Consider the following 19,817-nt stretch of genomic DNA (forward strand, 5'->3'; position numbering starts at 1 on the left):
AAGGTTAACGGACGGTGCCGGGACGATGAACACTCCAGGACGGCCCTCGCAATTCCGGGGGCCGTGGTCCGACCGCCGTCTCGGCGTGCCTCTAATCTAGTCTCATGGAGTCCCCCTGGGTGGTGCTCGCCGCAGTGGCTCTGGGAGCCCTCATGGGCGCAGCCTTCACGAGCTTCGTGTACCTGGCGTTCCGCCGGAGTGAACGCGTTGCGAACGTCGCATCACCGAAAGTCCCCGACGGGGTCGACCAGATCCTCGATGCTCTCGAGAGCGCGGGCATCGTGCTCGATCCCTCGGCCAACGTCGTGAAGGCGTCTCCGGGCGCCGTCGCGATGGGCCTCGTCCGTGGTGGCGTGCTCGTCCACGAGGAGATCGATCGTCTGGCGATCTCCGTCCGATCGACGGGGGAGCGGGCCGTCGTCGAGCTCGAACTCGGCAAGGGGCGGTTCGGCGAGGCGAACGCGACCATCCGGGTTCGAGCGGCTCGACTCGGGACCCGGTTCATCCTCGTCCTCGCGGAGGACATCACGGAGGCGAAGCGACTCGACGAGGTGCGCCGCGACTTCATCGCCAACATCAGTCATGAGCTCAAGACGCCGATCGGCGCCGTCGGGCTGCTCGCCGAGGCGTTGCAGTCCGCCGCGGACGATCCCGACCAGGTCCGCCGTTTCGCGACGAAGATGAGCGCGGAGGCGGCGCGGCTCGCGAAGATCACCGCCGAGATCATCGAGTTGTCCCGTCTGCAGGCAGCCGACGCCCTGGCCCGGCCCGAACTCATCGACGTCGATCACATCCTCGCGGCCGCCATCGACCAGAGCAGGGTCCTCGCGGAGTCGTCGGGGATCGAACTCGTCGGTGCGCGTGCGAAGGGTCTCGCCGTGTACGGCGACGAGCCGTTGCTCATCGTCGCGGTGCACAACCTGATCACCAACGCGATCGCGTACTCGTCGCCGGGCGGGCGCGTCGGCGTGGGGGCTCGCGGTGTCGATGGCGCCGTCGAGATCGCGGTCACCGATCAGGGCATCGGTATCGCCGACGAGGACAAGGAGCGGGTCTTCGAGCGGTTCTTCCGCGTCGACGAGGCGCGATCGCGGCGCACCGGCGGCACGGGCCTCGGTCTCGCGATCGTCAAGCACACCGTCCAGAACCACGGGGGCGAGGTGAAGGTGTGGTCGCAGCTCGGTCGCGGATCGACTTTCACCATCCGCCTGCCGCAAGCCCCGCAGGAGCCCACCGTCTCCGGCGGACGATCCAAGAGAAAGGTGTCGCGATGACCAGCATCCTGCTCGTCGAGGACGAAGAATCCCTCAGCGAACCCCTGGCGTATCTGCTCGGCCGCGAGGGCTACGAGGTGCGGGTGGCGGCGGACGGCCCGACGGCGGTCGACGAGTTCGTCACGCACGGTGCGGACCTCGTGCTCCTCGACCTCATGCTTCCCGGCATCCCGGGCACGGAGGTGTGCCGGCAGATCCGCGCGGTCTCGTCGGTCCCGATCATCATGCTGACCGCCAAGGACTCCGAAGTGGACATCGTCGTGGGTCTCGAGCTCGGAGCGGACGACTACGTCACGAAGCCGTACTCGACGCGGGAACTGCTGGCGCGGGTGCGCGCCGTGCTCCGTCGGCGTGGTCCCGACATCGACGAAACCGAGTCCGTCCTCGAGGCGGGGAGTGTCCAGATGGACGTCGACCGGCACACCGTGACCGTCCGTGGTCAGGAGGTCTCGATGCCGCTCAAGGAGTTCGAACTCCTCGAGCTCCTGCTTCGCAACGCCGGCCGCGTGCTCACTCGTGGTCAACTCATCGATCGCGTCTGGGGGAGCGACTACTTCGGCGACACGAAGACCCTCGACGTGCACATCAAGCGCATCCGCTCGCGCATCGAGGAGACGCCCTCCGAGCCGGTCATGCTCGTCACGGTGCGTGGGTTGGGCTACCGCTTCGAGCCCTGATCGGGACGGGCCCGGGAACGACGACGGGGATGGTATGCGTGAAGACGCGCACCATCCCCGCCGTGTGATGAGGGCCGACTACTCCGAGGGTGCGGGCGACGGGGTGAGCGTCGCGTACTCCGAGAAGGTGTCCTGATCGAGGACCGGAACCGCGGCCTCGTCACCCTCCTCGCGCCCGTAGGTGAAGAACACGGGGACGACTGCGCCCGGCTCGACGCCGAGCGGGTCGAGCTCGAGTCGCTGTTCGTCACCGGCGCTGAACGTCGTCGTCGTCCCGCCGTCGACCGTGACCGTGAACTCCTGGCGGTCCTCGCCGGATCCCACCTGGATCGAGACGACGTGGGCCGAGTCGCCCTTGTTGATGACGGTCGCGAGCAGGAAGCCGGTGTCCTCGCCGTCGGCGAAGACGATCGCGTTGCGCACGGCGATGTCGCCGACGGTCGCGCTCACGCCGTCGCTCGGGTCGTAGACCTTGAGCGTCGCCTGCGGGGCGAAGAGGTTGCACGACGTGGTGCCGAGGGCGACGGCCGCCGCGAGGACGATCGACGCGACGACGCGGGCGCGAGTTCTCACAGGGGGCCTCCAGCGGAAGGGACGCAGCGCGGGACGGGCCGGCGCGCTGCAGGATCGGTTCTGGACACAGCCTACCGTCGCCGCGCGGCGACGGCGGTTAGGCGGACCTTACCCCGAGGCGCCTGTGGTATCCTGGTAGACGCTGAAGGGATACTATTCCATGCTTTTTGAGGTTGGCGAAACCGTCGTTTACCCCCACCACGGAGCCGCGACGATCGCGGAAGTGAAGACTCGGGTCATCAAGGGCGAGGAGAAGCTCTATCTGAAGCTCCACGTCACGCAGGGTGACCTCGTCATCGAGGTTCCGGCCGAGAACGTCGACCTCGTCGGCGTGCGAGACGTCATCGGCAAGGAGGGTCTCGAGCGCGTCTTCGACGTGCTGCGGGCGCCGTTCACCGAGGAGCCCACGAACTGGTCGAGGCGCTACAAGGCGAACCTCGAGAAGCTCGCGTCCGGCGATGTCATCAAGGTGAGCGAGGTCGTGCGTGACCTGTGGCGCCGCGACCAGGATCGCGGGTTGTCCGCGGGCGAGAAGCGCATGCTCGCGAAGGCGCGGCAGATCCTCGTGTCGGAGCTCGCTCTCGCGGAGAAGACCGACGAAGAGAAGGCCTCGACCGTTCTCGACGAGGTCCTCGCCTCCTGACCTCCTCATCGCCGCCGGTTCGCCGGCGGCGATGGCGTTTAACCGGTCACATCGTGCGGTCGTGCCCGGCTCGGCGAGGCCCGGCCTCTGGGGATGGCCGGACCCGGCGCGCGAGTACTGTCGGACCATGAGCTTCGAGCCGGATATCGCCGTCGTCATCGTCGCCGCGGGAGACGGCACGCGCCTCGCCGCCGGGCGTCCCAAGGCTCTCGTCCCGCTCGCCGGGCCGACGATCCTCGAACGGGCCCTGCACGGCGTCTTGTCACTCCCTCGCCCCGCGCAGATCGTGGTCGTGGCGCCACCGGCGCATGTGGGGGAGACGCGGGAGAGCGCCGAACGTGCCGTCGGCGCGGCGATCGACGCGCTCGTGGTCGTCGCCGGTGGAGGGTCGCGGACGGCCTCGGTGCGCGCCGGGCTCGAGGCGCTGCTGCCGAGTGTCGCGACGGTGCTCGTGCACGATGCGGCCCGGCCACTCACTCCCGTGTCCCTGATCCAATCCGTCGTCGAGGCGGTGGAAGCGACGGGCGACGCCGTCATCCCGGGGCTCCCGGTGGTCGACACCATGAAGGACGTGAGCGGTGACGACCTCGTACTCGGCACCGTCGATCGCGACCGCCTCCGCTCCGTCCAGACCCCGCAGGGGTTCCCGCGCGGCCTGCTCGAACGCGCCTATGCCGACGACGTGGCCGAACGCACCGACGACGCGGCGACGGTCGCGGCCGTCGGGGGTGCCGTTCGCATCGTGTCGGGCGACGAGCGGGCGTTCAAGATCACCACGCCGTGGGACCTCCGCCGCGCCGAGCTGCTGCTCGGTGCCGCCGGGACGCGGACGGGAGTCGGGGTCGACGTCCACGCCGTCGGGAACGGGGGGACCCTGCGGCTTGCGGGACTCGAGTGGCCGGGCGAACCCGCGCTCTCGGGCCACAGCGACGGGGACGCCGTCGCGCACGCAGTGGTCGATGCCCTTCTCGGGGCCGCCGGGCTCGGAGACATCGGCGCGATGTTCGGCACCGACGATCCGGCGCTCGCCGGTGCGGACGGCGGCGTTTTCGTGCGGGGTGCCGTCGACGCCCTCGGACGGGCGGGGTTCGCGCCGGTGAACGTCTCCGTGCAGCTCATCGGCAATCGCCCGCGATTCGCGAGCCGCCGTACCGAAGCCGAACGCGCGATGTCCGCCATGGTCGGTGCGCCCGTCAGCATCACGGCCACGACGACGGACGGACTCGGCTTCACCGGTCGTGGTGAGGGCGTCATGGCGATCGCGTCGGCGCTCGTCCGATCACAGCGCGGCGGCGTCCTCGAATAGGCTGGGGTCGTGACACTCCGACTCCACGACTCGCGCACGGCGACGCTGCGCGACTTCGTCCCGCTCGTCCCCGGCTCGGTCGGGATGTACGTGTGCGGACCCACCGTGCAGTCCTCACCCCACATCGGGCATTTGCGCTCCGCGCTCGTCTACGACCTGCTGCGTCGCTGGTTGAGCGCCTCCGGCTACGCCGTGACCCTCGTGCGGAACGTCACGGACATCGACGACAAGGTCCTGCAGAACGCGAGCGAGTCCGAGGAGTGGTGGGCGCTCGCCTATCGGATGGAGCTCGAGTTCTCCGCCTCCTACCGAGCGCTCGGAATCCTTCCCCCCACCTACGAGCCGCGAGCGACCGCGAGCATCCCCGAGATGCACGAGATCATCGCGCGACTCGTCGAACGCGGGCACGCGTACCCGGCGAGTGACGGCTCCGGAGACGTCTACTTCGACGTCACGAGCTGGTCGGCGTACGGCGAGCTGACCCGGCAGCGTGTCGAAGCCATGGAGGCCGCGACCGACGCCGACCCGCGTGGCAAGCGCGATCCGCACGACTTCGCCCTCTGGAAGGGCGCGAAGCAGGGCGAGCCGGCCTCCGCGACCTGGTCGAGCCCGTGGGGCGACGGCCGCCCGGGCTGGCACATCGAGTGCTCGGCGATGTCGCGTCGTTACCTCGGCGACGAGTTCGACATCCACGGCGGCGGACTCGACCTCCGTTTCCCGCATCACGAGAACGAGCTCGCCCAGTCGACGGCGGCGGGATTCGCATTTGCGCGGTACTGGGTGCACAACGGGCTCGTCAACGTCGGCGGTCAGAAGATGTCGAAATCCCTCGGCAACTCGGTCTTCGCTGCTGACCTCCTCGGTTCCGCTCGCCCGATCGCCGTGCGCTACGCCCTCGGCGCGGCGCACTACCGCTCGACGATCGACTTCCACGACGGCGCCCTCGCCGACGCGGAGGCGGCGATCGACCGCATCGAGAGCTTTCTCGAGCGGGCCGAGCGACGCGTCGCCGGCACACGCTTCGAGGGGAGCGTCCTCCCCGCGGTGCCGCAGGCCTTCGCCGACGCGCTCGACGACGACCTCGGAGTGCCGCAAGCACTCGCCGTGCTCCACGACACCATACGGGCCGGCAATCAGGCGATCGACGCCGACGACGTCCACGCCGCCGCGGTCGCCGAGGCCGAAGTGCGTGCGATGACCGCCGTGCTCGGGATAGACCCGCACGCGCCCGAGTGGCGAGGGGCGAGCGGTGACGGTTCGACGGAGCGGGCGCTCGACGCCCTCGTCATGCGTCTCGTCGAGGAACGCCGCGCCGCGCGGAACAACAAGGACTTCGCCACGGCCGATCGGATCCGCAACGATCTGTCCGCCGTCGGCATCGTGATCGAAGACACCCCCTCAGGCACACACTGGAGCATCGATGGCAGCAGGTAAGAACCGCGCAGGTGCTGTGCGGAAGACGAAGAAGGGCCCTCTCAAGGGCACGGGTGGCAACGGCCGGCAGGCTCTCGAGGGCAAGAAGCCGACGCCGAAGGCCGTGGACCGGCCCTACCACCCCGCGGGCAAGCGCAAGGCGGCTCAGGAACGTCTCGAGCAAGCGCGCGGCGGCCGCGGTGGTGCCGCACGGGGAGCGGGTTCGGCGACGAACTCACCCCAGTCGCGCCGCCAGGACCAGCAGCGCAAGGCGCGCAAGCAGGACGACGTCGAGATCGTGACCGGGCGCAACGCCGTTGTCGAGGCGCTGCGCGCCAAGATCCCCGCGACCGCGCTCCACGTCGCCGCTCGCATCGAGGTGGACGATCGCGTCAAGGAGATCCTCCAGATCGCGACGAAGCGCGGGATCCCGATCCTCGAGGTCATGAGACCCGAGCTCGACCGACTCGCCGGCCCCGACGGTGTTCACCAGGGTGTGGCGCTCAAGGTCCCGCCGTACGAGTACGCGCACCCCGTCGACCTCCTCGAGAGTGTCATCGACTCCGGACGCACGCCGCTCTTCGTCGCGCTCGACGGCATCACCGACCCGCGCAACCTCGGCGCGATCATTCGCTCGACCGCGGCGTTCGGTGGTCAGGGTGTCATCGTCCCGCAGCGCCGCTCGGTCGGCGTCACGGCGTCGGCGTGGAAGACGTCGGCGGGTGCCGCGGCGCGGGTGCCCGTCGCGATGGCGACGAACCTCACGCAGACGCTCAAGGCCTTCAAGGAGGCGGGTGTCTTCGTCGTCGGGCTCGACGGGGGTGGCGATGTGGACCTGCCGGGTCTCGACCTCGCGGACCGCCCGCTCGTCGTGGTGGTCGGGAGCGAAGGCAAGGGACTGTCACGGCTCGTCACCGAGACCTGCGACGCGATCGTCTCGATCCCGATCGGCGCCGACACGGAGTCGCTCAACGCGGGCATCGCCGCGTCCGTCACCCTCTACGAGATCTCGACGGCTCGCGCTCGCGCCGCCGGCTGAGTACTTCTCGAAAGCGACGAATCGGCCGGGTTCTCGATGATCGAGTGCCCGGGCGATTCGTCGTCGAGGTCAGACGCGCTCGCGCCAGTCGACGTCGTCCTCGTCGTCGACGACGTCGACCGGCAAGGTGATGGACTCCGTCGGCGGGTTGATGACGGTGGCCTCGTCGCGACGGTGACGGAGGACGTCGTTCACGTAGGACGTGAGCGCTTCCGCGAGCGGGACGTCGCGCTGCTCGCGCTGCGACATGAACCAGCGGTGCTCGAGGAGCTGGTGGAAGACCTCGGCGGGCTCCAGCTTTCCTCGCAGATCCCGCGGGATCGACGTGACGACGGGTTCGAAGACGCGGATCAGCCACTCGTGCGCCACCTGCTCCTCGTCGACCTCCTGGCCGTCGCGCGCCACGGTCGCGGAGTAGGAGTCGAGGTCGTTGAGTAGACGCCGGGCCTGGTTCTCGCCCGTGTCGAGACCCGTGAGCCGGATGAGACGGCGCTGGTGGTGTCCCGCGTCGACGACCTTGGGCTGGATCCTGACCGTGGTCCCTCCCTCGTCGGTGCGGATGGCGAGCTCCTCGATGTCGAATCCCAACTCGTTGAGCCGCTGCACCCGCTCGTTGATGCGCCACCGCTCCGTGGAGGCGAAGACCTCGGAGCCCGTGAGTTCCTTCCACAACGACCGGTACGACGCGACGATGCCGTTCGAGACCTCGACGGGGTCGAGTTCGTCCTCGACGCGGCCGCCGGCCTGGAGGTCCATGAGCTCGCCGGCGATGTTCACGCGGGCGATCTCCAGATCGTTCTCTCGCTGGCCGTTGGAGAGACCGCCGTCGAAGAGCTTGCCGGTCTCAGCGTCGACGAGGTACGGGGCGAAGGCGCCGGCGTCACGACGGAACAGCGTGTTCGTGAGGGAGACGTCGCCCCAGAAGAACCCCACGATGTGCAGCCGGACGAGCAGGACGGCGAGGGCGTCCACGAGCCGTGTCGCGGTGTCCGGTCGGAGCATCTGCGAGAAGAGCGCGCGGTAGGGGAGCGAGAACCTGAGATGGCGCGTCACGAGCACGGATGCGAGGGAGTCGCCGTCGTCATCCATGCGGCCGGCGACGACCGCGACGGGATCGACGCAGGGTACGTCGAGCCGCTGCAGCGTGCGCAGCATGTCGTATTCGCCCTTGGCCATCTCGGTGGTCGTCTCCTTCACGGCGATCACATAGCCGGAGAGGTAGGCGAATCGCACGAGGTGGCGAGAGATGCCTTTCGGCAGCGAGGCGATCGTCTCACTCGGCCACTCGTCGAGCGGGAGGTTCCACGGCAGGTCGAGGAGCGCGGGGTCGACGGTCGCGGAGGTGATGCTGAGGGATGCGCTCATGGCCAGGGCGTCGCTTTCGTGGAGTACAGGGACGGACGTCGGGAAACGGAGAACGCCGGTCGGCGGGCCTGAGCCGCGCCGACCGGCGTCGTTCCGTACAGCCTAGCGTCAGGCGGTGACGATGGCCTTGTTGAGGCGCTCGCCCGACTCCACGTCGAACGCGTGGATGTGGTCGTGCGCCGGGATGAGGTGCACCCTGTCGCCGATCGACGGGTGCAGACGGCCGTCGACACGGGCGACGACGTCCGTGCGCTTGCCGTCGACCTCGGAGTGGCCGTAGAGGTAACCGTCCGCGCCGAGCTCCTCGACGAGGTCGACGACGACCTCGAGGCCGGCACCGGGGTCGGTCGAGACCACGATGTCCTCGGGGCGCACACCGACGGTGACCTGCTTGCCGGAGGCGGAGCTGAGGACCTCGCGGTCGACGGGCACGACGCTCGCGCCGAACGTCACGCCGCCCTCGGTCAGGTCCGCCGTGAAGAGGTTCATCGCGGGGGAGCCGATGAAGCCGGCAACGAAGACGTTCTGCGGCGCCTCGTACAGGTCGCGGGGCGTTCCGACCTGCTGGAGGAGGCCGTCCTTGAGTACGGCGATCCGGTCGCCCATCGTGAGGGCCTCGGTCTGGTCGTGGGTGACGTAGACCGTCGTGACGCCGAGACGGCGCTGGAGCGACGCGATCTGGGTACGGGTCTGAACGCGGAGCTTGGCGTCGAGGTTCGACAGCGGCTCGTCCATCAGGAAGACCTGGGGCTGGCGGACGATCGCGCGACCCATGGCGACACGCTGACGCTGACCACCGGAGAGCGCCTTCGGCTTACGCGTGAGGTACTGCTCGAGGTCGAGGAGCTTCGCGGCCTCGAGGACGCGCGTCGCACGCTCCTCCTTGCCGACACCCGCGATCTTCAGGGCGAAGCCCATGTTCTCGGCGACGGTCATGTGCGGGTAGAGCGCGTAGTTCTGGAACACCATCGCGATGTCGCGGTCCTTCGGCGGGACGTCCGTCACGTCACGGTCGCCGATGAGGATACGGCCGTCGTTGACCTCTTCGAGACCCGCGAGCATGCGCAGCGACGTGGACTTTCCGCAGCCGGAGGGGCCGACGAGGACGAGGAACTCACCGTCCGCGATGTCGAGGTTGAGCTTGTCGACGGCTGGGCGGGTGCCACCGGGGTACAACCGGGTGGCGTTGTCGAACGTGACTGATGACATGTTCTGTCTTCTCCTTCACCGGCAGGTACGTGCCGGACGATCCGAGTGAATGGAAGCGCGACCTCCGGCGGAGCGTGAACTTCGGACCGGGTACGGCAACGCACGCGTCGTCTTCGACACGCGAACCCAGTATGTCACGCTTCCCCCGGTGAGGGGACACGATGCCGTCACGGTGGACGCGCCGGCCTCCGCGAACCGAGCGGTCGCCCAGGGACGACGTGGCCGGCACTCAGGACACGGGCCTACTATCGAGAGGAGCGTCGGGTCCGGAATGGCATCGGCGCGCATCTCTGTCACGCCGTCAAAGCGAGGATCCATGACCACCGGAGAACCTGCCGGTCCCGATACAGCCCTGAGCAAGAACGATCGCCGCGAAGCCGCACGCGAGAAGGCGAAGGAGCTCCGCGCCGCCCAGCGCCGGAAGGAGATCCGCAACCGCGTCCTGCTGCAGGGCGGCATCATCGTCGCCGTGCTCGCGGTCGTCGCCGTCGTGGCGACGATCGTCGTGTCGTCGATCCGTCCGCCGTCCAACGGCCCCGCGAACATGGCGAGCGATGGTATCGTCATCGGCCAGGGCCTCGCCGCCCAGCCGACCGCGGCGCTCGCCGCGGGTGCCGACCCCGTCCCGACCGCGGAAGACCCGTCCGTCGCGCAGATCCGCGTCTACGTCGATTACCTCTGCCCGTTCTGCGGCGATTTTGAGCGCGCGAACGCCGATCAGATCGAGTCGCTCCTCGAGTCGGGCGCCGCGACGATCGAGATCCACCCCATCGCGATCCTCGCGGGCCGTTCCGCCGGCACGCAGTACTCGTTGCGCGCCGCCAACGCGGCCGCGTGTGTCGCCGACTCCGCTCCCGACAGCTTCTGGGCCTTCAACTCGGCCCTCTTCGCGGACCAGCCCGCCGAAGGCACGCCGGGCCTCACCGACGACGAACTCATCGGACTCGCGGAGTCCGCCGGCGCCGCCGACGTCGAGGACTGCATCGAGGACCAGGACTTCGCCGGCTGGGTGCAGTCGGCGACCGACCGCGCCACGACCGGTCCCTTGCCGAATGCGAGCATCCCGAAGGTCACCGAGACACCCACGATCCTCGTGAACGAGCGCCGGTACACGGGTGCTCTCGAGGACACCGAGGAGTTCCGGGCGTTCGTGCTCCAGGCGTCGAGCGAGTCGTACTCGACGTCGACGCCGACGCCCACGGAGACGGAGTCGGCACCCGCCGAGGCGCCGTCCGAGGAGCAGGAGGGCTGATCCGGCGTTCGTCCCACCCACCCGGCAGTGGCTAGGATGGGTGGTCGTCGGCCGACTTGGCGCAATTGGTAGCGCAACGCTCTTGTAAAGCGTAGGTTGCGGGTTCGAGTCCCGCAGTCGGCTCCATGTCCGATCGCGGACCCCTTCGAGTGAGGATCAGCACGATGCCCGAGAAGCCCGTCGTCCTCTTCGTCTGCATCCACAACGCCGGGCGGTCGCAGATGGCCGCAGGCTACATGCGCGAGTTGTCGGGCGGGGCCGTCGAGGTCCGTTCGGGAGGATCCGAGCCGGGGGACAGCATCAACCCCGTCGCCGTCGCCGCGATGGCGGAGGTGGGGATCGATATTTCGCAAGCCGTCCCGCAGCTCATGACGACGGAGCAGGTCAAGGAGTCGGACGCCGTCATCACGATGGGATGCGGGGACGTGTGCCCGATCTTCCCGGGCAAGCGCTACGAGGACTGGGAACTCGCGGACCCGAAGGGCAAGCCCCTCGAGGACGTGCGGGCGATCCGTGATGACATCAAGGCCCGCGTCGAGCGCCTGCTGGGAGAGCTGCGCGCTCCCGTGGTCTGACGCACGGCCGCGGTCGCGAGCCGGAGCGTGCTCATGAGGAAAGGACGGGCGGTCGACGCATGGCCGACGGTGTGAAGCGGGCGTTCCCGCAGTGGCTGGGCCTCGTCCTCGCCGTCATCACGGGTACGTTCGTCGCCGTCCAGGCACGCATCAACGGGTCCCTCGGGACCGCCCTCGACGATGGATTCGCTGCGGCCGCGGTGTCATTCGGGTCCGGTCTCGTGATCCTCTCGGTGATCATGGTCTTCTCGCGACACGGACGGCGCGGGCTCGCTCGTGTCGTCGAGGGGCTGCGCGACCGGACCGTGCCCTGGTGGACCGTGGCCGGCGGCGCGGCGGGGGCCTTCCTCGTCCTCTCCCAGGGCCTCGCGGCGGCGGCCCTCGGGGTGGCGCTGTTCACGGTGGCGATCGTCGCGGGCCAGACCCTCTCGTCGCTCCTGCTCGACCGCATCGGGTTCGGACCTCACGGGGTGGTCCCCTTCGAGCCCGCCCGGGTGATCGGATCGGTGCTCGCCCTCGTGGCCGTCGGTTGGGCCGTCTCGACCGAGTTCGGCGGCGACAAGCCCGTCCTCCTTCTCATCATGCCGCTGCTCGGCGGCATCGGGATCGGCTGGCAGCAAGCCGTGAACGGCCGCGTGCGTCAGTTGTCGTCGAGCGCCCTCACCGCGACGTTCATCAACTTCAGCGTCGGAACGGCCGTGCTCGTCGTGGCGATGCTCGTCCACTTCGTCGCGGCCGGTCTCCCCGATACCCTTCCGACCGACCCGGTCCTCTACGTCGGCGGAGCGATCGGGTGTGTCTTCATCGGGGTCTCCGCCTTCCTCGTCGCGCATACCGGGCTGCTCGTCCTCGGACTGGGCACGGTCGCCGGTCAGCTCGTGGGTGCGGTGGTGCTCGACATCGTGGTGCCGGGAGCAGGGGGAGTGCACTGGACGACGATTGCGGGAGCGGCTCTCGCCCTCGTCGCCGTCGCGGTCGCGAGCATTCGTCGTCACTGACGGAATCCGGTCTCGTGAACGGGACCCGGATCGACGTCAGAGGACCGTGAGGAACGGGTCGGGGTCGATGGGCCGTCTCGAGCCGGAGCGCTTCCGCTCCGGGATGCCTCCGACGTAGAGCCAGCCGAGGAGCTCCTCGTTCTTCGCGAGACCGTGCGCCTTCCGCATCGCCTTGCTCCGTGTGTACCAACCGGTCCGCCAGAAGACACCCCAGCCCGCGGCGTCGAGCAGCAGGCTCAGACTGTGCGCGACGCCGGAGGCGACGGCCTCCTGCTCCCAGCGGGGGACCTTGTGCGACTTCTGCTCGATCACGACGACGGCGATGAGGAGAGGTGCCCGAAGCGGCTTGTCCGAGGGCTTCCGATCCTTCGAGGCCTTCGCGATGGCCGTGCCGAGGCGGCGCCGGGCGTCGCCGCGCATCTCGATGAGGCGCCATGGTCGCAGCGACCCGTGGTCGGCGACACGACCGGCGGCCGCCACCATCCGGGCGAGCTCCTCGTGCGTGGGGGCGTCGTCGGTCACGCTCGACCACGACCGCCGTGACGCGACGGCCTCGAGGACGGTCTCGAACCGCGCCGTGCGGTGCTCGCGCGTCGAGTCGTCCGGCGGAGTGCTCACTCGGCGGGCGTGAAGCCGAGCGCGAGGGAGTTCATGCAGTAGCGGTCGCCGGTCGGAGTGCCGAACCCGTCGTCGAAGACGTGCCCGAGGTGGGAGTCGCATGCGGCACATCGGACCTCGGTGCGCACCATCCCGAGCGAGGTGTCCTCGATCAGGGTCACGGCCTCGGGGTCCACCGACTCGTAGAAGCTCGGCCACCCGCAGCCGGAGTCGAACTTCGTACCGCTCTTGAACAGTTCGGCGCCGCACGCCGCGCAGGTGTAGAGGCCGGCGCGGCTCTCGTCGAGCAGCTCACCCGTCCAGGCACGCTCGGTCGCGGCCTCGCGGAGCACCGCGTATTGTTCGGGGCTCAGTTCCGCTCGCCACTCGGCGTCGCTCTTCTTCACGTCATGCGCCATCGGAAGTCCTTCCATCGTGTCCTCCTCCATTCAACCGCACCGACGCCGTGTTGTTCCCCGGAGGTCGCAGGATGACGCGGGGTCGGCGACGGGCCGCGGGGAGGAAACCTGCCGGACACGTCGCCTGGTTAGGATGTGGCCGAGAGGAGGGGTGTCATGGCAGCCAGGGGGACGTCCGACGGACGGGGTGAGAAGCACGGCGCCGGCGCTCTCGACGATCGCGAGCGGGCCATCCTCGACTTCGAACGGCAGTGGTGGAAGCACGCGGGGGCGAAGGAAGACGCGATCCGTTCAGAGTTCTCCCTGTCGTCCGCCCGGTACTATCAGGTGCTCGGTGCGCTCATCGACCGGCGCGAGGCCCTCGTATACGATCCGATGCTCGTGAAGAGACTTCAGCGTCTGCGTGACGCGCGATCCGCCGCCCGAGCAGCACGCTCCACTCCCCGTTCCTCGAGCTGACGGCCCGAGGACGAAGAACCGGAAGATGTCGCCAACGCAATGAGCCGCAACCACCCCCAGGACCGCTTCGACGTGAAGGGTCCCTCGGGACCCGCGCGCATCGGTGCGCATCGCGCACCCGAGCCCGCCGGTCGGGGTTGGCGGGCCTTCGCGTGGGCGGCCGCCGCGACGGTCGTCCTCGTGGTCGTGGGCATCGTCGGGCTCCAACTCATCACGAACCGGCTGGACCTCGACGCCGTGTTCCCGCAGCAAGGGGACGCGCAAGCCTCGGACGCTCCGTCCACTGCGGCCCCGTCGCCCGCCGCCGTCGATCCGGACGCCCTCGTGACAGTGCTCAACGGGACGTCGACGAGCGGCCTCGCCGCTCAGGCCGTGGAGCAACTCGCCGCGGCGGGGTGGTCGCAGAACATCGCCGTGAGCAACGCGGATGACGACACGGTCGAGACCACGACCGTCTACTACCAGGACCCGTCGCAAGAGGGTGCCGCCCGCGGGCTCGCCGAGGGTCTCGGGGTCGGCAGCATCACCCTCTCCGACGAGTTCACCATCCCGGTCGGAGAGGGGGAGGAGCCGATCCTCCAACTCGTCGTCGTCCTCGGCGCCGACTACACTCCGCCGGACGCCGGCTGAGCTCGGCGTCGGCTCTGACCAGGTTCGGAGGACGACGCTCGACCGGCCATCCGTCGCCCCGTGTTTCCCGCACGTTTCCGGGGTGCTGAGCCTCTGTAACCATTTCGGATTTCTCGTGTACGCGGAGACCCTCGATGGCTACTATCTGGAAGTGGTCGCACATGCTGCATCCCCGTTCGACGACGGCGCCGCACGCATGATCGTCGCTCGGCGGCAGACCCGGCAGAGGCAACAGTCGCGTGCCGTGAGACACAGCAACATGGGAGTAAGGCATGGCGAACGGAACCGTGAAGTGGTTCAACGCTGAGAAGGGCTACGGTTTCATCACCGTGGACGGCGGAGGGCAGGACGTCTTCGTCCACTACTCCGCGATCGACATGAGCGGCTACAAGGTCCTCGAGGAGGGCCAGCAGGTCGTCTTCGAGGTGGGGACGGGCGCGAAGGGTCCCCAGGCCGAGTCGGTCCGTCTCGCGTAGACACTGACGGGGCTCACGTCCCGGAACGCCGCCGACCCCGATCGGCGGCGTTCGTCGTTTCCGGCGCGCCACGCGGCGCGGCGATCACCCTCCACGCTGGCTTGCACTCGCCGATCGAGAGTGCCAGAATCGTGTTAGCACTCGCGTTATCTGAGTGCTAAAAACGTTCACAACGTCCGGGAGGGACGAAAAACCGCATGGCAAAGATCATTGCTTTCGACGAAGAGGCCCGACGCGGCCTCGAGCGTGGACTCAACCAGCTCGCTGACGCCGTCAAGGTCACGCTGGGCCCGCGCGGCCGCAACGTGGTCCTCGAGAAGAAGTGGGGCGCCCCCACGATCACCAACGATGGTGTGTCCATCGCCAAGGAGATCGAACTCGACGACCCGTACGAGAAGATCGGCGCCGAGCTGGTCAAGGAGGTCGCCAAGAAGACCGACGACGTCGCCGGTGACGGCACGACCACGTCGGTCGTCCTCGCTCAGGCGCTCGTCCGCGAGGGCCTGCGCAACGTCGCGGCCGGTGCAGACCCGATCAGCCTCAAGAAGGGCATCGAGAAGGCCGTCGCCGCGGTCAGCGCCGAGCTGCTCTCCTCCGCCAAGGAGATCGAGACCCGTGAGGAGATCGCGGCCACCGCCGCCATCTCCGCCGCCGACATCCAGATCGGCGAGATCATCGCGGACGCGATCGACAAGGTCGGCAAGGAAGGCGTCGTCACGGTCGAGGAGTCGAACACCTTCGGCACCGAGCTCGAACTCACCGAGGGCATGCGCTTCGACAAGGGCTACCTGTCGGCGTACTTCGTCACGGACACGGACCGTCAGGAGACGGTGTTCGAGGACCCCTACATCCTCATCGCCAACTCCAAGATCTCGAACATCAAGGACATCCAGGCGATCGCCGGGCTCGTCATCGATTCGGGCAAGCCGCTCCTCATCATCGCCGAGGACGTCGACGGCGAGGCTCTCGCGACCCTCGTCCTCAACAAGATCCGTGGCATCTTCAAGTCGGTCGCCGTCAAGGCCCCCGGCTTCGGAGACCGCCGCAAGGCTCAGCTCCAGGACATCGCCATCCTCACGGGTGGACAGGTCATCTCGGAAGAGGTCGGACTCAAGCTCGAGAACGTCACGCTCGACCTGCTCGGTCGTGCTCGCAAGGTCGTCATCACGAAGGACGAGACGACCATCGTCGAGGGCGCCGGTACCAAGGAGCAGATCGACGGCCGTGTCGCTCAGATCCGCAAGGAGATCGAGAACACCGACAGCGACTACGACCGTGAGAAGCTCCAGGAGCGCCTCGCGAAGCTCGCCGGCGGCGTCGCCGTCATCAAGGCGGGTGCCGCGACCGAGGTCGAGCTCAAGGAGCGCAAGCACCGCATCGAGGACGCGGTTCGCAACGCGAAGGCCGCCGTCGAAGAGGGCATCGTCGCCGGTGGTGGCGTCGCCCTGATCCAGGCCGGCAAGACCGCGTTCGAGAAGCTCGAGCTCACGGGTGACGAGGCGACGGGCGCGAACATCGTGCGCGTGGCCATCGAGGCCCCGCTCAAGCAGATCGCCCTCAACGCTGGCCTCGAGCCGGGCGTCGTCGCCGCCAAGGTGCGCGACCTGCCCTCGGGTCAGGGCCTCAACGCCGCGACCGGTGAGTACGTCGACATGCTCGCGACGGGCATCAACGACCCGGTGAAGGTCACGCGCTCCGCGCTGCTCAACGCCGCGTCGATCGCCGGCCTCTTCCTCACGACCGAGGCCGTCGTCGCCGAGAAGCCGGAGAAGAACGCTCCGGCCCCGGCCGACCCCACGGGTGGCATGGACTTCTAGTCCGAACGCTCTGCGAGTCAGGGCACACCGCACCACGCACGACGGCGGGGCGTCTCCTTCGGGAGGCGCCCCGCCGTCTTTTCGCGCGCCTCAGCGGAAGAGTGCGGCGTTCTGCTGCTCGACGTCGACGTAGCTCTGCACGGAGCGATCGAGCGCCGTGTTGATGCTCGTGAGCGACTCCTCGACGCGCTGCTGCGTCGAGCGCCACTCGCCGACGACGCCCTGGAACGCCGCCGAGGCGGAGCCCGTCCACGACGACTGAAGCTCGGAGAGTTGCGCATGGAGCGATGCACACTCCGAGCGCACCCGCTCGATCGTGCCGCGCATGCTCGCTGCGACCCTGGCTGCGGCCTCGCTGTCGACCTGGAACCTCGTCATGACACCCCTTTCGGTTGTGTGCATGCGACGTGCATGCACACGCCGACGGTAGGTCCGTCTCACGCGCGCGGGGCGGTCCAGGGGCTGCTGTGTGGACGAGTGAGCGAAACGGAGGGCTGGGGTCGCCTAGTCCTCGTCCGAGCGCTGGGCGTCCGCCGAGGCATCGTGGACGGGAACGGCGAGGGGACCGTCATCGGGCAGCGGCGGCGGAGCGAGGGGGAGCTCGACGCGGAACGTCGCACCTCCACCCGGCGTCTCGACGACCGTGACCGTGCCGTGGTGCGCTGCGATGATGGACGCGACGATCGAGAGCCCCAGACCGCTGCCGCCCGTCTCGCGGGTACGCGATGAATCCGCTCTCCAGAAGCGCTGGAAGATCTTGTCCCGGATCTGGAGCGGGATCCCCTCCCCGTGGTCGATGACGGCGATCGTCGCCCGGCCCAGGATCGGATCCGCCGAGACGCCGACCTCGAGGGGCGAGTCGGGGGGAGTGAAGCGGAGAGCATTGCCCATGAGGTTCGCGACGACCTGACGCAGCTTGTTCTCCTCGGCGAAGACGATGGCCGGAACGTCCGGGGTGGGCCCCGTGAAGTGCACGGTCGGGTTCAGGGTCAGCTGCTGCTCGTCGTCCTCCTGCCCCTTCCGCGGGCGTCGTGAGCGCAGCCGGGCAAGGGTGCCGGCAGCGAGGGCCATCGGCCCCGTGGCGGTCGACGTGCCGTTGCGCGGCTTGGCGATCGTCGGAGGCGGCGGCGCCTGGATGGGGGTGGCCTCGGGCGATCGGGCGGGTGAGATCCGCGGGGGAGGGGAGTCGATGACGACGCGGATGTCACGCCCGGGCGACGCCGCGCGAGCGTCCATGACGGCGTCTCGCGCGATCGGTGTCAGGTCGACGCGTTCGAGGCGCAAGGGCTTGGTCTCATCGAGGCGGGCGAGTTCGAGAAGGTCCTCGACGAGCCCGCCCATCCGGATGGCCTCCTTCTCGATGCGCTCCATCGCTTGTGCGACGTCGTCGGGCTTCTGGAGCGCGCCCATGCGGTACAGCTCGGCGTAGCCGCGGACCGTGACGAGCGGCGTGCGCAGCTCGTGACTCGCGTCGCCCACGAAGCGGCGCATCTGCTCGTTCGCGCGTGCTCGATCGCGGAAGGCCCGATCGATGCGCGCGAGCATCGTGTTGAGGGAGCGGTTGAGCCGGCCGACCTCGGTGTTCGGCGTCGCCCCGGAGAGACGCTGGCTGAAGTCGCCGTCGGCGATGCGAGCGGCGGTGTGCTCGACCTCGCGCAGTGGCAGGAAGGTGTTCGTCACGAGGACGCGCGTGAGGAGCGCCCCGAGGACGATGACCCCGAGTCCGAGCCCGAAGAAGATCGTGAGGTAGGTCGCGACGATGGTGTCCGTGCCACGCATCGACGCCGCCACGTAGACGAGGGCGCACGAGTCGCAGCCTGGGGCGTAGACGGAGACGAAGCGGCCGCGGAACTCGGTGCCGCTGCCGACGGCGCTCGGCGTCGTCACGATCGTGCCCGCGTCGGCGCTCGCGAGCGCCTTGTCGAACTGGATCCGGTCCCAGATACGCGGGGCCAGACGGTCGTCGCTGCTCCAGGACCGGTCGACGAGGGTGCCGTCCGACGAGTAGAGCGCCATGTAGAGGTCGTTCTGGGACGCCATAGCGAATGCGCTCGAGTCGCCGTCGATGTAAGCGCTGACCTTGCTCTCGGTCATCGTGCTGAGTTGCGCTTCGACTTGTGTCACGAGAGCGGGCTTCAGGATCGCCATCGTGCCGATGCCGGCGATCAGGAGGCCGAAGGTCAGGACGAGCACCGTGACGCCGGTAATCTTCGTGCGGAGTGAGATGCCGTTCCACCAGTCACCGGACTTCTCGACGAGAGCCGTCCAGGAGTCGCGCTTGGGGGTGGCCTCCGTCACGCCGGGGCCGCGATTCAGGGCTTCGCCGCTGCGGTCTTCAGCATGTAACCGAAGCCGCGCTTGGTCTGGATGAGCGGCTCGGCCGAGAACTGGTCGAGCTTGCGGCGCAGGTAGGAGATATAGCTCTCGACGATGCCGGCGTCGCCGTTGAAGTCGTACTCCCAGACGTGGTCGAGGATCTGCGCCTTGCTGAGCACTCGGTTGGGGTTGAGCATGAGGTAGCGCAGGAGCTTGAACTCGGTGGGGCTCAACTCGACCGGCGTCGTCCCGACGAGGACCTCGTGCGTGTCCTGATCCATCGTGAGTTCGCCAGCGCGGATCACGGCGTCCTCGTCGGCCTGCATCGTGCGACGGAGGATCGCTTTGATGCGGGCGACGATCTCGTCGAGGCTGAACGGCTTCGTGACGTAGTCGTCGCCGCCGACGGTGAGGCCGGTGATCTTATCCTCCGTGTCGTCCTTGGCGGTCAGGAAGAGGATGGGGGCGGTGTATCCGGCGGAACGCAGTCGCTTGGTGACGCCGAAGCCGTTCATGTCGGGAAGCATCACGTCGAGGATGATGAGGTCCGGCTCTTCCTCGAGGACGGCGGAGATGGTCTGGGCGCCGTTTCCGACGGCGCGCACGGCGAATCCCGCGAAACGGAGACTCGTCGTGAGGAGGTCGCGAATGTTGGGTTCGTCGTCGACGATCAGGATGCGTGGGCCGGTCATGAGGCCATTATCTGCACGTTCCCTGGAACCTTCCTGAATGGGCGCGGCCGCCGCAACGCGCGTGGTGCCGAGGGCGGCAGAATGGCC

At 68.6% G+C, this 19,817-nt stretch carries 21 protein-coding genes and 1 tRNA gene; 14 read left to right on the forward strand and 8 right to left on the reverse strand.

The annotated features are described in order from the left end of the window. Positions 1 to 104 precede the first annotated feature (104 nt). Entirely contained in the window at positions 105 to 1,274 is a 1,170-nt protein-coding gene (locus ELQ92_RS06910) for a sensor histidine kinase (protein WP_128498265.1), read from the forward strand. Further along, complete coding sequence (locus ELQ92_RS06915; protein WP_128498266.1) at positions 1,271 to 1,951, forward strand: response regulator transcription factor; 681 nt, start codon at positions 1,271 to 1,273, stop codon at positions 1,949 to 1,951. The genes ELQ92_RS06910 and ELQ92_RS06915 overlap by 4 nt, the downstream gene beginning before the upstream one ends. 78 nt (positions 1,952 to 2,029) lie before the next feature. Here the strand turns inward: ELQ92_RS06915 and ELQ92_RS06920 are convergent, their stop codons facing one another. Then, the gene (locus ELQ92_RS06920) at positions 2,030 to 2,524 is read right to left on the reverse strand and encodes a hypothetical protein (RefSeq protein ID WP_128498267.1); all 495 of its coding nucleotides are present in this window, start codon (positions 2,522 to 2,524) and stop codon (positions 2,030 to 2,032) included. A 160-nt stretch (positions 2,525 to 2,684) separates the two neighbouring features. Here ELQ92_RS06920 and ELQ92_RS06925 point away from each other — a divergent pair, with 160 nt between their 5' ends. The 4 genes from ELQ92_RS06925 to rlmB all read left to right on the forward strand — a co-directional run bounded on the left by ELQ92_RS06925 (position 2,685) and on the right by rlmB (position 6,925). Continuing rightward, positions 2,685 to 3,167 carry a CarD family transcriptional regulator gene (locus ELQ92_RS06925; RefSeq protein WP_128495304.1) on the forward strand — a complete coding sequence of 161 codons (483 nt, stop codon included), beginning with the start codon at positions 2,685 to 2,687 and terminating at the stop codon, positions 3,165 to 3,167. A gap of 127 nt (positions 3,168 to 3,294) precedes the next feature. Next, positions 3,295 to 4,473 (forward strand): 2-C-methyl-D-erythritol 4-phosphate cytidylyltransferase, encoded by a 1,179-nt coding sequence (ispD, locus tag ELQ92_RS06930; protein ID WP_128498268.1) that lies wholly within the window; start codon positions 3,295 to 3,297, stop codon positions 4,471 to 4,473. A 9-nt stretch (positions 4,474 to 4,482) separates the two neighbouring features. Then, complete coding sequence (gene cysS, locus ELQ92_RS06935) at positions 4,483 to 5,907, forward strand: cysteine--tRNA ligase (RefSeq protein WP_128498269.1); 1,425 nt, start codon at positions 4,483 to 4,485, stop codon at positions 5,905 to 5,907. Beyond that, complete coding sequence (rlmB, locus tag ELQ92_RS06940; RefSeq protein WP_128498270.1) at positions 5,894 to 6,925, forward strand: 23S rRNA (guanosine(2251)-2'-O)-methyltransferase RlmB; 1,032 nt, start codon at positions 5,894 to 5,896, stop codon at positions 6,923 to 6,925. The genes cysS and rlmB overlap by 14 nt, the downstream gene beginning before the upstream one ends. Before the next feature lie 69 nt (positions 6,926 to 6,994). Here the strand turns inward: rlmB and ELQ92_RS06945 are convergent, their stop codons facing one another. Further along, positions 6,995 to 8,290: a DUF4032 domain-containing protein gene (locus ELQ92_RS06945; RefSeq protein ID WP_128498271.1), complete on the reverse strand. Its 1,296-nt coding sequence runs from the start codon at positions 8,288 to 8,290 to the stop codon at positions 6,995 to 6,997. A 108-nt stretch (positions 8,291 to 8,398) separates the two neighbouring features. Continuing rightward, positions 8,399 to 9,499 (reverse strand): ABC transporter ATP-binding protein, encoded by a 1,101-nt coding sequence (locus ELQ92_RS06950; RefSeq protein ID WP_128498272.1) that lies wholly within the window; start codon positions 9,497 to 9,499, stop codon positions 8,399 to 8,401. Positions 9,500 to 9,815: 316 nt separating this feature from the next. Between ELQ92_RS06950 and ELQ92_RS06955 the strand changes: the two genes are divergently transcribed. The 4 genes from ELQ92_RS06955 (at position 9,816) to ELQ92_RS06970 (ending at position 12,324) form a co-directional block, all read left to right on the forward strand. After that, positions 9,816 to 10,751, forward strand: a complete 936-nt coding sequence (locus ELQ92_RS06955; RefSeq protein WP_128498273.1) for a DsbA family protein — start codon at positions 9,816 to 9,818, stop codon at positions 10,749 to 10,751. A gap of 50 nt (positions 10,752 to 10,801) precedes the next feature. Continuing rightward, positions 10,802 to 10,877, forward strand: a tRNA-Thr gene (locus tag ELQ92_RS06960). Between the two features lie 38 nt (positions 10,878 to 10,915). Further along, a complete protein-coding gene (locus ELQ92_RS06965; RefSeq protein WP_128498274.1) occupies positions 10,916 to 11,326 on the forward strand; it encodes an arsenate reductase ArsC in 411 nt (136 codons plus the stop codon). A gap of 59 nt (positions 11,327 to 11,385) precedes the next feature. Beyond that, entirely contained in the window at positions 11,386 to 12,324 is a 939-nt protein-coding gene (locus ELQ92_RS06970) for a DMT family transporter (protein ID WP_128498275.1), read from the forward strand. A gap of 36 nt (positions 12,325 to 12,360) precedes the next feature. Here the strand turns inward: ELQ92_RS06970 and ELQ92_RS06975 are convergent, their stop codons facing one another. Both ELQ92_RS06975 and msrB read right to left on the reverse strand, forming a co-directional pair. Further along, positions 12,361 to 12,942, reverse strand: coding sequence for a nitroreductase family protein (locus ELQ92_RS06975; protein ID WP_243694911.1), 582 nt, complete (start codon positions 12,940 to 12,942; stop codon positions 12,361 to 12,363). After that, positions 12,939 to 13,340, reverse strand: coding sequence for a peptide-methionine (R)-S-oxide reductase MsrB (gene msrB, locus ELQ92_RS06980; protein WP_128498539.1), 402 nt, complete (start codon positions 13,338 to 13,340; stop codon positions 12,939 to 12,941). Before msrB ends, ELQ92_RS06975 begins: the two co-directional genes overlap by 4 nt. 156 nt (positions 13,341 to 13,496) lie before the next feature. On the opposite strand from msrB, the gene ELQ92_RS06985 reads away from it, so the two are divergent. The 4 genes from ELQ92_RS06985 to groL all read left to right on the forward strand — a co-directional run bounded on the left by ELQ92_RS06985 (position 13,497) and on the right by groL (position 16,722). Beyond that, positions 13,497 to 13,799 (forward strand): DUF3263 domain-containing protein, encoded by a 303-nt coding sequence (locus ELQ92_RS06985; protein ID WP_128498277.1) that lies wholly within the window; start codon positions 13,497 to 13,499, stop codon positions 13,797 to 13,799. A gap of 39 nt (positions 13,800 to 13,838) precedes the next feature. Further along, on the forward strand, positions 13,839 to 14,429 hold the full coding sequence (locus ELQ92_RS06990) for a LytR C-terminal domain-containing protein (protein ID WP_128498278.1): 591 nt from the start codon (positions 13,839 to 13,841) through the stop codon (positions 14,427 to 14,429). Positions 14,430 to 14,701: 272 nt separating this feature from the next. Beyond that, on the forward strand, positions 14,702 to 14,905 hold the full coding sequence (locus ELQ92_RS06995; protein ID WP_128495292.1) for a cold-shock protein: 204 nt from the start codon (positions 14,702 to 14,704) through the stop codon (positions 14,903 to 14,905). A gap of 197 nt (positions 14,906 to 15,102) precedes the next feature. Continuing rightward, complete coding sequence (gene groL / locus ELQ92_RS07000) at positions 15,103 to 16,722, forward strand: chaperonin GroEL (RefSeq protein ID WP_128498279.1); 1,620 nt, start codon at positions 15,103 to 15,105, stop codon at positions 16,720 to 16,722. Positions 16,723 to 16,812: 90 nt separating this feature from the next. Here groL and ELQ92_RS07005 read toward each other — a convergent pair whose 3' ends face one another. The 3 genes from ELQ92_RS07005 to ELQ92_RS07015 all read right to left on the reverse strand — a co-directional run bounded on the left by ELQ92_RS07005 (position 16,813) and on the right by ELQ92_RS07015 (position 19,730). Further along, positions 16,813 to 17,100, reverse strand: a complete 288-nt coding sequence (locus ELQ92_RS07005; RefSeq protein WP_128498280.1) for a WXG100 family type VII secretion target — start codon at positions 17,098 to 17,100, stop codon at positions 16,813 to 16,815. A gap of 126 nt (positions 17,101 to 17,226) precedes the next feature. Further along, on the reverse strand, positions 17,227 to 19,020 hold the full coding sequence (locus tag ELQ92_RS07010; RefSeq protein ID WP_128498281.1) for a sensor histidine kinase: 1,794 nt from the start codon (positions 19,018 to 19,020) through the stop codon (positions 17,227 to 17,229). Between the two features lie 14 nt (positions 19,021 to 19,034). After that, positions 19,035 to 19,730 (reverse strand): response regulator transcription factor, encoded by a 696-nt coding sequence (locus ELQ92_RS07015; protein WP_128498282.1) that lies wholly within the window; start codon positions 19,728 to 19,730, stop codon positions 19,035 to 19,037. Positions 19,731 to 19,817: the final 87 nt, after the last annotated feature.

Origin of the sequence: Labedella populi (assembly GCF_004078655.1) — a bacterium.
Taxonomy (GTDB): Bacteria; Actinomycetota; Actinomycetes; order Actinomycetales; family Microbacteriaceae; genus Labedella; species Labedella populi.